Consider the following 13,291-nt stretch of genomic DNA (forward strand, 5'->3'; position numbering starts at 1 on the left):
ACGCAGACGCGCATCGCCCCCTCGACCTCGCGCCCTCATCCCCACGCCACCCGAAAGGGTGGTCTCGCTCGAACTCGACTTCTTTCCGTAGAAGAGCAGTTCGACGCCGCCATGGCTTCACCGCACCCCTTGGCGGCACCCTGTTCCGAATGCCTCGGTCACGGCAGCGGGTTCCGCCAGGATGGCGCGCACAACGCGGACCGCGAGGCAACGGATTCCCGCTTGTGCATATCCGGAGTCGTATTTCTCGCGCTCACGGCATCAGGCGTTGCGTACTGTGCCAACATCTTTACGCGCACGCGCAATTCCCGGCCCGCGATCCAGTCCTACGGCCGGTCACAGGATCCGCTGTGCGCCAGGGCAAGGCGGGTCCCGGTCCCCGCACGACTGAGGCGGCCCCGCGACCGTCCCACCTGGGAGAGGAACCCATGGCCCTATCAGAGACCCGAGTACCTGACCGAGGATCAAAATGGCAAGCGACAAGCTGACCCAGAACCTGCATGAGCGGCACCTGGCATCCCGTGCCGCCCCGAGCGGTCCAGTGGCCCGAAGAACCTTGGGTCTCACGATGGCTGCCGGGGTTGCGGGCGCAACCGTGGGAGTTTTCGGAGCCGGACCCGCGGTCGCGGACCCGGTATCGCTCACACTGCGCTATGCATGTTCGGTTCCGGTGATCCACGACCGGCCCGGCACGGTGACGATCGACTCGGATGTCCCGAAGTCGGCTGCGGTCGGCAAGCCCACCCCGAAATTCGTCATCCGTGCGGCGGTGCCGGTGAACGCGGCCGACACGAGGGGGCTGCGCAGGGCCGGTATCAGGACCATCAAGGGCACGGTGGAAGCGAAGGTCCGCGTGACGGCGCCGGAGGGCGACACCAACCTCCGAGTGCCGTTCCACGCGGCCAGGACCAGCGTCCCGGGGTCCGGACCGTTCCTGGTCAGGATGACCGGCGTCGCGCCGAGGCTCACCTTCAGCCAACCGGGCAGGGCGAAAATCACCGTTGTCGACCTCGTCATGCACGTCACCGCGAGTGGCGGCATGACCGTCGAACTCGACGTGCCATGCAGGCTGGACACCGGACAGAACAACGTCGTGGCATGGCTCGACATCACTGGGACGAGAACGACCGGCCCGACCGCGTCCAGGGTGCCGGATACGGCCACCTCCGGCACCACTGAGTCGCGGAACCTGAGCGAAGGCGCGAGGGCGGGGGCAGCCACGGAAGGCCCGGACAGCCCCTCCGGCAGCCTGGCCACGAGTGGCAGCCGGGGCATCACGAGTCTGATCCCGCTGGTCACGGGAACTGTCGTCGTGGGCACCCTTGCCGTGGCCGCCGCTTTTCGATTCCGCTCACGCAGCAGGTGACCAGGGCGAACCCTGAAATCCCCGAACGAGGACGAGACGAGCCCTGGGATCCGATTCAGGCGACGAGAGGGTCCTGCGGTGGCCTGCTGGGAAGCTCACCTCCTATATCCGGCCGGGCCGGGAAATCTGATGCAGAGTTAGTCAAAGGCGCTTCCGAGCTATCAGGATGCGAGTGCCGAAGCGGCATCCGTTACAGGAAAAGGCGGACCTTCTCGGGGCCAGGTGCCCCGAGGGGTCGGGATGCCGGTGACAACGGGCCCCGTGAACGCCGTTGCGACCTTCAGTTTCCTGAACAACGAAGCCATGGGTGAGGACGGGCACTTGAGGGAGGCACTTCACACGTGGTGGAGCTGGCCGGCGCTGACGGTGGTGACCGTGGGGGTGGCGGTCACCACAGCTGTCCGGGCGGGAACCGGAGAGGTGGACCCGGGCGGGTTGGCGGTCGGGCTGATCAGCCTGATGCTGGCGACCGTGGGCCTGCACCAGGCGACGCGCTCCCAGGCCTGGCAGGACACCGACACCGCCGGACTCGCCGACCGCCTCGCCGTCGACATCAGGAAACGCGAAGAGGAAGCCCGCCGGAGACTCCTAGGCGGCAGCGACCGCACCATCAACGTCGAGTTCACCTTCCTGCCCTCCCCCGCCCACCACGCCACCGGCGCAGCACCCCACGGCACGCTGGAGGAAGCCGCCGCCTACTACCGTGCACTTCGGCCCGGCCGCCTCGTCATCACCGGCGCGCCCGGAGCCGGCAAGACCGTACTCGCCCTCCATCTCATGCTGCTCCTCCTCGCCGACCGGGCGCCGGGCGGTCCCGTTCCTGTCCGCCTGTCGTTGTCCACCTTCGACCCCGGCCGGAACGAGCTCGAGGACTGGCTCGCCGAGCATCTCGCCCGTACCCACCGGCTGCGCCCCACCGCGGCAGCCGCCCTCGTCGCCGCCCGGCTGGTCCTCCCGGTGCTCGACGGGCTCGACGAGATGGATGCCAGTGAGACTCCCGGGCACGGCTCCCGCGCTGCAGCCGCTCTGGAGGCGATGAACGCCTACCTCCACGGCATCACCAAGGGCCAGCTCGTCCTCACCTGCCGCAGCACCCCCTACGCCGCTCTTGGAGATGCGGATCTGTGGGCACAGGACGCCTCCCGTATCGACATCGCCCCCGTCAGCCTGGCCGCGACCCAGGCGTTCGTCACCGCCCGCGCCCGCAACCCGGCCCGCTGGGAACCCGTCCTGAACGCGCTCCACGCCGCCCCGGCCGGTCCACTGGCCCGGGGCCTGTCCACACCCTGGCGGCTGACCCTGGCCCTCGCCGTCTACGACGAACGTCACCCCGACGGCAGCTGGGTCCGTGATCCCGTGCACCTCCTCGAACCCGCCCTGCAGACCCCCGAGCGGATCCGGGACCACCTGCTGAACCTCTACCTCCGCACCGCTTCCTCGACAGGCGGCACGACAGCGCCCTACACCCGGCAACAGGTACATACCTGGCTGACAGTCCTCGCCCGCCACCTGCACGCCAACACCACCAGCACCGGCGAAGTCGCCGGACGGCGTCTCTCAGGCACCGACCTCGTACTCCATGAACTGTGGCCGCTCACCGGCCACCGCCGCGCCCGTACCGTCCACGTCCTCCTGACCATCGCGGTGTGGGCCACCGCTGACCTGCCTGCCGTCCTGCTCGACAGCTGGAACGTGTACGCAGCGAACGTGGCACTCATGGTGGTGGGCAGCCTTCTCATCGGAATCCCTCCCTGGCCCGTACCGTCTCGGCTGGAACGAGTCACTGCCCGAACTCCCGCCGGCCGACGCCAGTTCGTGAACGGGCTTGTGGGTGGGCTCTTCTGGGGAGTGCTCGCCGTCGTGGCCGACCTGGGGGATGTGGTCGGGCCGGCGATCGGGCTCGTATACGGACTGGTGGTAGGGCTCGCCGGTGGAGCGATGGTCGCGGTGGGGCTGGCGGGCGTGCTCTCGGACGCACCCGAGGTTCGCAGGTCACACGGAAACGCGTCGCCGCGCGGCATGGTGCGGGACGACCTCGTGACCGGGCTCGCGACCGGCCTCGTGGTCGGGCTCGGGTTCGTCCCTTTCTACTGGTTCGCCCTGGGGCCCGCACTCGCGCTCGGGGCAGTAATCATCTACATGCTTCTGTTCGGTCTCGGCGGCGGGCGGGCGCTCGCCATCCTCTACAACCGCCTGTTCAGATGCGGTTACCGGGGTGCGCTCGACTCGCTTTTCAGGCCCTGGCGTGCGTTCGGCCCCCTGTTCCGGACCGGCGCCGGCCCAGCCCTCGGCGCCGCAGGTGTCCGCTACACATCTCTCCTCCTCTGCACCCGCCCCTGGTGGTCCGACCAGCCACTGCCCTGGCGCCTCGGCCGATTCCTCGACTGGTGCTGCGACGTGGGTCTGACGCGCACCGCCGGGATCGCCTACCAGTTCCGCCACCGCGAGCTCCAGGACTTCCTCACCCGCGGCCACATCCACCACGACCCGCCGAACCACCCCACTTCTGCACACATCCCCTGCCCCTGAGCTTGCCCTGCGACGGTTACCGGGATGCGGCGCCCGGTCGCGCTCAGGAATCCCCGGGGTGGTTGCTGCCGTGGCCAGACGCGGCATCGGGTCAGCATCAGGGCTGCCGAAAGCGCCCGGAGGTGGCCACACATCGGACGCACGATCACTCTCGACGAGACGGCCCCGCGGCACGGTGCGCAGGCACGAATCGACGCTCGCCCTCACGCCCCGGTTCCCCACGCCACCCGCCCGGGTGGTTTCGCTCGAACACAACTCCGCAGAAAAGAAGGCCAGTTCGACACCGAAGCGGCTTCTTCGCACCCCTTGGCGTCGTCCTGTTCCGAATGCCTCGGTTACGGCAGCGGGTTCCGTCAAGATGGCGCGCACATCGCGGACCGAGGCAAAGGGATCACCAGGATGAGAATGACCGATATATCGCTGAACTGGCTGCTCCCGGTGCTGGTACTGCTCGTCGGCGTGCCGGCGGCCGTGGTGGTCCGGGGCCGCGGCCGGCGCACCGGGGAGAACGCGGGCGCCGACACCTGGGAGCGCAGCGAGGAGCGGCGCCGGCGCAAGGAGGCCGTCTACGGCACCGCCTCCTACGTCCTGCTGTTCTGCTGTGCGGCGGTCGCCGCCGCGCTCTCCTTCCACGGGCTGGTCGGCTTCGGGGAGCAGAACCTCAACCTCTCCGGGGGCTGGGAGTACCTCGTCCCGTTCGGCCTGGACGGCGCCGCGATGTTCTGCTCGGTGCTCGCGGTGCGCGAGGCGAGCCACGGCGACGCGGCGCTCGGATCGCGCCTGCTGGTCTGGACGTTCGCGGGCGCGGCCGCCTGGTTCAACTGGGTGCACGCACCGCGCGGCATCGACCACGCGGGCGCCCCGCACTTCTTCGCCGGGATGTCCCTGTCGGCGGCGGTGCTCTTCGACCGCGCGCTGAAGCAGACCCGCCGGGCGGCGCTGCGCGAACAGGGGCTCGTACCAAGGCCGTTGCCGCAGATCCGGATCGTCCGCTGGCTGCGGGCACCGCGCGAGACCTTCGGCGCGTGGTCGCTGATGCTGCTGGAGGGCGTGCGGACGCTGGACGAGGCGGTGGAGGAGGTGCGCGAGGACCGTCGGCAGAAGGACGAGGACCGTCGGCGGCGGCGCGATCGGGAGAAGCGGGAACGGGCGCAGCTCAAGGCGATCAACCGGCAGCACCGGGTGCTCCGGAGCCGCGCCGGGCGCCGGCTCGAGCAGGCGTCGGCCGCGGCACCCGCCCAGGTCGGCGCGGAACCTGCCATAGTGGCGCCCGGACCGCCGCCCGCACTCTCGCGTCCGTCCCTCCAGGCCATGACCGGCGGTGACGCCGGACCGGCCGCTCCGGACTCCCCCGGGGACACGCCGGACCGGCCGCCGCGGACGGCCGAGGCGGGCACCGGCGGGTCACCGCGCACCGTGGAGGCGACCGCCGACGGGTCTCCACGGACGGTGGATCTGACCGCCGAGGACGACACCCTGACGATCCCCCGGCTCGACTCCCTGGAACGGAAGCTCAAGGACCTCGAGCAGCAGTTCGGCTGAACCGAGCGGTGGACCGGTGGACCCGGTTCACCGCTCGGACGCGCAGGGCGCCCCGGTGACGGTCGCCCGGGGCGGGTCCGCTCAGGCGGCGGCCCGGCCCTCGAGTTCGAACCACACCACCTTGCCCGGGCCCTGCGGCTGGACGCCCCAGGAGTCCGCCAGCGACTCCACCAGCACGAGCCCCCGGCCGCCGGTCGCCTCACTGCCCGGCTTGCGCACCGCGGGGCGCCGCGAGACGAAGTCCCGCACCTCCACCCGCAGCCGGTCCGCGGTCCGCGCCACCCGGCCCCGCACCAGAACCGCTCTCACCTCCGCACCGCTGTCGGTGTGCACCAGTGCGTTGGTGACGAGCTCACTGATGAGCAGCTCCGCCACGTCCGCCTGGTCCGGACCGCCCCACGACCACCTCCCGAGCAGTTCGCGCAGTGCGTGCCGCACGTCGGAGACCGCGGTCAGGTCGGACTCCCGCAGCCGCTTGTTCAGTACGGACTCCTCGCGCTGATGCGCCATCCACTCCGCCCCGTAACCCGAATCGGTCTGATCCACCTCGAACAGGCACACGCTCATGCATTCCCAACCGGCACCGGGCCACTCCTCCGGGCCGCGGTCCGCGCTCCGGACAGGACCGGGACACGCGTCAACGGCACATGCCCGTGCGGGCGGCCCGCGGGCCGTGGTGCCCGGTTCGGAGGAGCCTGCGGGGAGGTACCTGTGGGGGAGCCGGCGCGGGGGAATCGGCGCGGGGGAATCGGCTGGGAGGAGCCGGCGGGGAGAACCCGCGGGGCGGCCCGGGCGCGGCAATGCCCGGCACCGCCGGGAGAACGGTGCCGGGCATCAGGGGAGGACGGCCGCCGCGGTCACCAGCGGCGCGACAGTCGACACGGGGAGCCATTCCGTGTGGCCCTCCGGGGCATTCCACTCGGGCACGTGTTCCACCCGTACGGCGCACCGGGGACCCCGGACGGCGGAGGAGACAGCGGGCCGGCCGAGGAGACAGCGGGCGGGGCCTCAGGGGCGGGGGACGTTGCGCAGGTTCGAGCGGGCCATCTGCACCATCCGGCCGACGCCGCCCTCCAGCACCATCTTGCTGGCCGAGACGGCGAAGCCGCTCACCATCTCCGCCCGGATCTTCGGCGGGATGGACAGCGCGTTGGGGTCGGTGACGACGTCGACCAGCGCCGGGCCCTTGTGCTTGAAGGCGTCCTTCAGCGCTCCGTGCAGCTGCCTGGGCTTCTCCACCCGGACGCCGTAGGCGCCGGCGACGGTGGCCAGCTCGGCGAAGTTCGGGTTGCGGTTGCCGGTGCCGTACGAGGGCAGTCCGGCGACCATCATCTCCAGCTCGACCATGCTGAGCGAGGAGTTGTTGAAGACCACCACCTTCACCGGCAGGTCGTACTGCACCAGGGTGAGGAAGTCGCCCATCAGCATGGCGAAGCCGCCGTCCCCGGACATGGCGATCACCTGGCGCTTCCGGTCGAGGAACTGCGCTCCGATCGCCTGCGGCAGCGCGTTCGCCATCGAGCCGTGGGTGAAGGAGCCGATCACCCGGCGCCGGCCGTTGGGGGTCAGATAGCGTGCCGCCCACACGTTGTTCATCCCGGTGTCGACGGTGAACACCGCGTCCGGCGCCGCCTCGTCGTCCAGCACCGACGCCACGTACTCCGGGTGGATCGGGATGTGCTTCTCGACCTTGCGGGTGTAGGCCTTGACGACTCCTTCGAGGGCGTCGGCGTGCTTCTTCAGCATCCTGTCGAGGAAGCGGCGGTCGGTCTTCGCCTTCACCCGGGGGATGAGGCAGTGCAGGGTCTCCCGCACATCGCCCCACACCGCGAGATCGAGCTGGGAGCGCCGGCCCAGGTGCTCGGGCCGCACGTCGACCTGCACGATCTTCTTGTCCGTCGGGAGGAAGGCGTTGTACGGGAAGTCGGTGCCCAGCAGGATCAGCAGATCGCACTCGTTGGTGGCCTCGTAGGCGGCGCCGTAGCCGAGCAGCCCGCTCATGCCGACGTCGTACGGGTTGTCGTACTGGATGTACTCCTTGCCGCGCAGCGCGTGCCCCACCGGGGACTTCACCCGCTCCGCGAACCGCATGACCTCGTCGTGCGCACCGGCCGTGCCGCTGCCGCAGAACAGCGTCACCGTCTTCGCCTCGTCCACCATCCGGGCGAGCTCCTCGATCTCCGCGTCACCCGGGCGCACCGTCGGAAGGGAGGTGACCAGGGCGTGCTCGATCGGCCGGTCGGGCGCCTGCTGCCCGGCGATGTCACCGGGCAGCGCGAGCACGCTGACGCCGCCGCGGCCCACCGCGTGCTGGACCGCCGTCTGCGCCACCCGCGGCATCTGCTGGATGTTCGAGATCAGCTCGCAGTAGTGACTGCAGTTGCGGAACAGCTGATCGGGGTGGGTCTCCTGGAAGTAGCCGGTGCCGATCTCGGTGCTGGGGATGTGCGAGGCGATGGCGAGGACCGGGGCCATCGAACGGTGCGCGTCGTACAGGCCGTTGATGAGGTGCAGATTGCCGGGGCCGCTGGACCCGGCACAGGCCGCGAGCCGCCCGGTGAGCTGGGCTTCGGCGCCGGCGGCGAAGGCCGCGGTCTCCTCGTGGCGGACCTGGATCCAGTCGATGCCGGAGTGCCGGCGCACGGCGTCCACGACCGGGTTGAGGCTGTCGCCGACGATGCCGTAGAGGCGCCGGACTCCCGCCCGGGCGAGGATGTCGACGAGCTGCTCCGCCACATTCTGCTTCGCCATGTCCGGCACACCCTTCGGGTCGGTTCGGCTCTCGTCCATCCATGCACGGTTGGCGCGGTTGCGCCTCTTGTCCGGCCGTTCGGGGAGAGCACTCGGCGGAACCGGTCGGACCGGGGCCGGCGGTGGCCGGCGCAGACCGTGGCAGAGTGCGGCGTGGTGCGGGGATGATGTCCGCGGCGGACAGCTGCCGTGGCCCGTCCCCGCCACGCCGCCGCACCGTACCGGTGCCCGGGGACGGCGCATGCCCGGAGGAGTCGGCGGAGAGCCCGGAGGAGTCGGATGCTGAGCGCGCTCGGCCTGGACGAGGTGCAGGAATCGGCGTACCGCACGCTGGTGGTGCTCGGCGCCGCCGAAGTCCCGGACATCGCGGACCGGCTGACGCTGCCCCAGGCGGAGGCCTTACGCGTGCTGCACCGGCTGGAGCGGCAGGGGCTGGCAGCCCGGTCCTCCGCCCGGCCGGGCCGGTGGGTCGCGGCCCCGCCGGCCGCCGCGCTCGGTGCCCTCCTCGCGCGGCAGCGGCGGGAGTTGGAACAGGCCGAACGGGCCGCCGTGCGGCTGGCCGAGGAGTACCGCACCGGGGGCACGGAGCCTGATGTGCACGATCTCGTGGAGGTCGTGACCGGGGCGAGCGCCGTCGCGCACCGCTTCCTGCAACTACGGCTGAGCGCGGCCGAGGAGGTGTGCACGCTGGTCACCGGCCCGGCCGAGGCCCTCGCCGGCCTGCCGGGCGGGGACCGGGAGCCCGGCGAGCGCGTCGTGTCGCGCGGGGCCCGCCATCGCGTGGTGATCGAGCGTGCGGTGCTGGCACGTCCGTCCGGGGTGATGGAGCTGTCCGCGGCGCTCGGCCGGGACGAGCAGGTGCGGGTGGTGGACGCCGTCCCGACGCAACTCGTGGTCGCCGACCGCGGGCTCGCGATGATCCCGCTGACCGGACGCTCCTCCGAGCCCGCGGCCCTGGTGGTGCACGCGAGCGGGCTGCTGGAATCGCTGGTCGGCCTGTTCGAGGGCATCTGGCGGTCGGCGCTGCCGCTGCGCCTGGGCTCCGACGGCCTGCCGCGACCGGCGGAGCCGGACGGCCCGGACGACACCGACCTGGAGATTCTGTCGCTGTTGCTGGCCGGGCTGACCGACGCCAGCGTCGCCAAACAGCTCGACCTGGGGCTGCGGACCGTGCAGCGCCGGGTGAAGCGGCTGATGGAGCTGACGGGGGTGGCCACCCGGCTCCAGCTGGGCTGGCACACCTACGAGCTGGGCTGGGTGTCCCGGGAGGCGGGCCACGGGGGCGGGCGTCCGGTGCCGGGCCCGCCGGGTCCGGGCGCGGCTCCGAGTCCGGACCCGGAGCCGGAACCACCCGGGTCGGGGCCTTTCGTCCCCGCCCCGACTCAGCCCTCCTGACCTGGACCGATGTCCGTTCGCTCGGCGCGGCCCGCGCCGGGTGCCGGGAAGCGCCCCGGCCGCCCGTCCGGCACGCTGGGCCCATGGGGACCTGGCAGCTGATCGCGGTCGGGCTGCTGATGCTGCTCGGCCTGCTGGGTGTGCTGATCCCCGGCGTGCCCGGGCCGCCGGTGGTCTGGGCCGCGGTGGTGTGGTGGGCCCTGACCGAGAAGACCGGTCTCGCCTGGTGGCTGCTGATGGGCGCCACCGCGCTGCTGCTGCTCAACCAGACGCTCAAGCTGCTGCTCCCGGGACGCCGCATGAGGGAGTCGGGGGTTCCCTGGCGGACGCTGTACATCGGCGGCGGGGCGTGTGTTGTGGGGTTCTTCGTGGTGCCGGTGCTGGGCGCGCCGCTGGGGTTCGTCGCCGGGGTGTACGGCGCCGAACGTGCCCGGCTGGGCGGTCACGGCGCCGCCTGGGCGTCGACCCGCACCGCGATGCGGGCGATCGGGATCGGCGTGCTGATCGAACTCTTCGCCTGTCTGCTGGTGCTCGGGGCCTGGATCGGGGCGGTCGTGGCGGGCTGAGGCGTCCTGGTGGCCGGTCCCGGCGTCCGGCGTCCGGCGCGGGGAGCCTGGAGCGTCGGCCCGGCGGACGGCCCGCGGGGAGCCCCTCGGTCCCGGGCGGCCGCTCCGGGGAGCCCCTCGGTACGCGGAGGCCGCCGCGGGCCCGGGGAGGCCGCGCTCCCGTTCGGAGGCCGTAGGGCGCAGGACGTACGGCGGGCGTCCGATGCGCCGGGCGGCGCGCGGTGGAAGCCTGGGGCCATGACCGCCTTCAGTGAAAGCGAACACGCCTACCTGCGGACCCAGCGCCTCGGGCGGCTGGCCACCGTCGATCCGCGCGGGCAGCCGCAGGCGAACCCGGTCGGGTTCTTCCCGCAGGCCGACGGGACGGTGCTGATCGGCGGATACGCGCTGGGCGCCAGCAAGAAGTGGCGCAATCTGCAGGCCAACCCCAAGGTCGCGCTGGTCGTCGACGACATCGCCAGTGTCGATCCGTGGCGGGTGCGCGGGGTGGAGATCCGGGGCGAGGCCGAGCTGCTCACCGAGCCGCACGACCTCGGGCCGTTCGTCAGCGACCAGGTGATCCGGATCCATCCGCGGAAGATCCACAGCTGGGGTCTGGACGAGCCCGCCGGGTGACCGCCCCTATCCGGCACCTTCGAGCGCCAGCAGCGTCCGCTTCCGGTCGAGCCCGCCCGCGTAGCCGGTGAGGGTGCCGTCGGCGCCGATGACGCGGTGGCAGGGGCGGACGACGAGCAGCGGGTTCGCCCCGATGGCTCCGCCGATGGCCCGGACCGCGGCCCGTGAGGCTCCGATGCGCGTGGCGACCGCGCCGTAGGTCGTCGTGGTGCCGTACGGGACGCTGTCGAGGGCGGCCCACACCCGCTCCCGGAACGCGCTGCCGTGGGTGACGAACTCCAGGCCGAAGGTGTGGAGTTCACCGGCGAAGTACGCCTCGAGCTGCCGCCGCGCCTCCGTGAATGCGGCGGGGGCGCGGCTTGCTGCGGGGCCGGGGTCCGGTGCGGACCGCTGCCCCGGCACGGACACGGAGGTGAGGGCGGTGCCGCCGGGGGCGGTGGCCGACTCCTCGCCGGTCAGGAGCAGTTCGCCGAGCGGGCTGTCGAGGGTGGTCCAGAGCGTCATGGTGCGGTGTTCTCCATGGTCGTGGCGTCCTTGTCCGTGGTCGGGGCGGCCGTCTGCGTGGTCGCGGTGGCCTTCTCCGTGGTCGCGGTGGCAGATTCCGTGGCCGGGGTGGCCGGTTCCGTGGTCGGGGCGGCCGTCTCCGTGGCCGCCGTGGCCGTCAGGAGGTGGTGGGCGTAGGAGCGCCAGGGCCGCCAGTGTTCGGCGGCCGGGACGCCGGGTGTCCCGGCCGCCGCGAGCGGCAGGACGTCGGGGTCGCCCAGCGCCCGCATCCGGATGACCGCCGCCGTCGCCGGGGCCATGCCCGGCAGGGCGAGGAGGCCCCGCTCGGCGGCGTCGCGGTCGGCGCCGGCGTCGAGGCGCAGGGTGCCGTCGGCGAGGGCTGCGACGAGCCCGAGCAGGGTACGGCGGCGGGGTTCGGGGAGGTCCAGGTCGTCGAGGGGTGCTTCGGCGAGCCGGTCGGCTGCCGGGAAGAGGTGGGTGAGCGTGCCGTCGGGTGCGGGCAGCGGCTGCCCGTGAGCCGCGACGAGGGCCGCCGCCACCGCACGGACCGCCCCGGAGTCACGGGCCGGCCCCCCGTCATGCGCTGCCCCCGGATCACGAGCCGCCTCCCCGTCACGAGCCGCCCCCGGGTCCGACGACGTTGCCGGGCCCCGGGCCGTTCCCCGGCCCGACGCCGTTTCCGGATCCGCCGGCGTTCCCCGGTCCGGCGATGCACCGGCGGCGGCACCGGCCGCCCCGCCGCCCCCGGACGTACCCGGGATCCTGCCGAGGGGAAGCGCCCCCAAGGTCTCGCCGAGGACGGCCCGTACGGCGAGTTCGTGCGGGTCCGTCGTGCCCGGGGAGCGCAGTCCGGGCCGGGCCAGGACGAGCGGGGCCAGCGCCGGGTCCGCCCCGAGCCGCTCGGCGACGGCGTACGGATCGGCGTCGAGGTCGAACAGCCGGCGGAGCCGCTGCACGGCGGTGGTGAGGTCGCGCAGATCGGTGAGGTGGAGCCGGCACTCGAGCCAGCCGCCGTCCCCGGACGGCCGGTCCGCGGCTCCCCTGCCGGCCTGCCCGGCACCGGTCCGCCCCGAGCCGCCGCCGTTCCGTACCGATCCGGCACCGGTCCGCTCCCGGACGGCGGCGACGCCGGTGCCGTGCGGCAGGGCGAGGGTGCGGCGGTAGACCCGGTCACCGGGGTCCCCCGACACCTCCTCCACGCCGGGGACCGCCCGCGCGGCCAGGAAGTCGAAGATCTCCCGCACGGCGTACGGGCCGCGGTGGGTGAGCCGCAGCGGGATGCCGAGCCGGGCGACGCGGTCGGCCGCCGCCGTGTGCGCGTCCGTCCCGGCGGCCGGTCCACCGCCGGTGGACGGCCGGTGCGGTCCGGCTGTCGGCCGGCGCCCCGGAGCCGGGCCGGCGGCTCGCCGTGCGCCGCTGCCGGACGCCGCCCGGAGCCCGCTCGGGGAGGCCGCGTAGATCTCCCGCACGGTGTCGTTGAACTGCCGGACGCTGGCGAACCCCGAGGCGAAGGCGACGTCGGTGACCGGGAGGCCGGTGGTCTGCAGCAGCACCCGTGCCGTGTGGGCGCGCTGCGCCCGGGCCAGGGCGATCGGCCCGGCCCCCAGCTCGGCGGTGAGCTGCCTTTGGAGCTGGCGGGCGCTGTAGCCGAGCCGGGCGGCCAGCCCGGCTACGCCCTCGCGGTCCACGACGCCGTCGCCGATGAGCCGCACCGCCCGGCCGACGAGATCGGCCCGCGCGTTCCAGGCGGCGGAGCCCGGCACCGCGTCCGGGCGGCAGCGGCGGCAGGCCCGGTACCCGGAGCGCTGCGCGGACGCGGCCGTGGGGTGGAAGCGGACGTTCTGCCGCTTCGGGGTCACGGCGGGGCAGCTCGGGCGGCAGTAGATGCCGGTCGTCACCACCGCGAAGAAGAACTCCCCGTCGAAGCGGGCATCACGGCTGCGCACCGCCTCGTACCTGGTGTCCTCGTCGTCCGTCACCCCTCCAGTCTCGGCCATCGGCGGACGGCCGACCGGCGGGAATC

The 13,291-nt window shown here is 72.8% G+C and carries 10 protein-coding genes; 6 read left to right on the plus strand and 4 right to left on the minus strand.

What is annotated here, in order from left to right:
* The first annotated feature begins 469 nt into the window (after positions 1 to 469).
* The 3 genes from ACFYYR_RS05205 to ACFYYR_RS05215 all read left to right on the plus strand — a co-directional run bounded on the left by ACFYYR_RS05205 (position 470) and on the right by ACFYYR_RS05215 (position 5,437).
* Entirely contained in the window at positions 470 to 1,366 is an 897-nt protein-coding gene (locus ACFYYR_RS05205; protein WP_388847066.1) for a DUF6801 domain-containing protein, read from the plus strand.
* Positions 1,367 to 1,687: 321 nt separating this feature from the next.
* A complete protein-coding gene (locus ACFYYR_RS05210) occupies positions 1,688 to 3,895 on the plus strand; it encodes an NACHT domain-containing protein (protein WP_388847068.1) in 2,208 nt (735 codons plus the stop codon).
* A gap of 399 nt (positions 3,896 to 4,294) precedes the next feature.
* The gene (locus ACFYYR_RS05215) at positions 4,295 to 5,437 is read left to right on the plus strand and encodes a DUF2637 domain-containing protein (protein ID WP_388847070.1); all 1,143 of its coding nucleotides are present in this window, start codon (positions 4,295 to 4,297) and stop codon (positions 5,435 to 5,437) included.
* An 81-nt stretch (positions 5,438 to 5,518) separates the two neighbouring features.
* On the opposite strand, the gene ACFYYR_RS05220 is transcribed toward ACFYYR_RS05215, so the two are convergent.
* Together ACFYYR_RS05220 and ACFYYR_RS05225 are read right to left on the minus strand one after the other, a co-directional pair.
* Positions 5,519 to 6,004, minus strand: coding sequence for an ATP-binding protein (locus tag ACFYYR_RS05220; protein WP_388847072.1), 486 nt, complete (start codon positions 6,002 to 6,004; stop codon positions 5,519 to 5,521).
* Between the two features lie 441 nt (positions 6,005 to 6,445).
* Positions 6,446 to 8,188 (minus strand): pyruvate dehydrogenase, encoded by a 1,743-nt coding sequence (locus ACFYYR_RS05225; RefSeq protein WP_388847285.1) that lies wholly within the window; start codon positions 8,186 to 8,188, stop codon positions 6,446 to 6,448.
* Positions 8,189 to 8,467: 279 nt separating this feature from the next.
* Here ACFYYR_RS05225 and ACFYYR_RS05230 point away from each other — a divergent pair, with 279 nt between their 5' ends.
* The 3 genes from ACFYYR_RS05230 (at position 8,468) to ACFYYR_RS05240 (ending at position 10,764) form a co-directional block, all read left to right on the plus strand.
* Entirely contained in the window at positions 8,468 to 9,583 is a 1,116-nt protein-coding gene (locus ACFYYR_RS05230) for a helix-turn-helix domain-containing protein (RefSeq protein ID WP_388847074.1), read from the plus strand.
* Positions 9,584 to 9,666: 83 nt separating this feature from the next.
* Positions 9,667 to 10,149: a DUF456 domain-containing protein gene (locus tag ACFYYR_RS05235; RefSeq protein ID WP_388847076.1), complete on the plus strand. Its 483-nt coding sequence runs from the start codon at positions 9,667 to 9,669 to the stop codon at positions 10,147 to 10,149.
* A gap of 237 nt (positions 10,150 to 10,386) precedes the next feature.
* Positions 10,387 to 10,764 (plus strand): PPOX class F420-dependent oxidoreductase, encoded by a 378-nt coding sequence (locus tag ACFYYR_RS05240; protein ID WP_388847078.1) that lies wholly within the window; start codon positions 10,387 to 10,389, stop codon positions 10,762 to 10,764.
* A 6-nt stretch (positions 10,765 to 10,770) separates the two neighbouring features.
* On the opposite strand, the gene ACFYYR_RS05245 is transcribed toward ACFYYR_RS05240, so the two are convergent.
* Both ACFYYR_RS05245 and ACFYYR_RS05250 read right to left on the minus strand, forming a co-directional pair.
* Entirely contained in the window at positions 10,771 to 11,268 is a 498-nt protein-coding gene (locus tag ACFYYR_RS05245; protein ID WP_388847080.1) for a methylated-DNA--[protein]-cysteine S-methyltransferase, read from the minus strand.
* The gene (locus ACFYYR_RS05250) at positions 11,265 to 13,247 is read right to left on the minus strand and encodes an AlkA N-terminal domain-containing protein (RefSeq protein WP_388847082.1); all 1,983 of its coding nucleotides are present in this window, start codon (positions 13,245 to 13,247) and stop codon (positions 11,265 to 11,267) included. The genes ACFYYR_RS05245 and ACFYYR_RS05250 overlap by 4 nt, the downstream gene beginning before the upstream one ends.
* Positions 13,248 to 13,291 lie beyond the last annotated feature (44 nt).

This window comes from Streptomyces sp. NPDC001922 (assembly GCF_042891165.1).
Classification (GTDB): domain Bacteria; phylum Actinomycetota; class Actinomycetes; order Streptomycetales; family Streptomycetaceae; genus Streptomyces.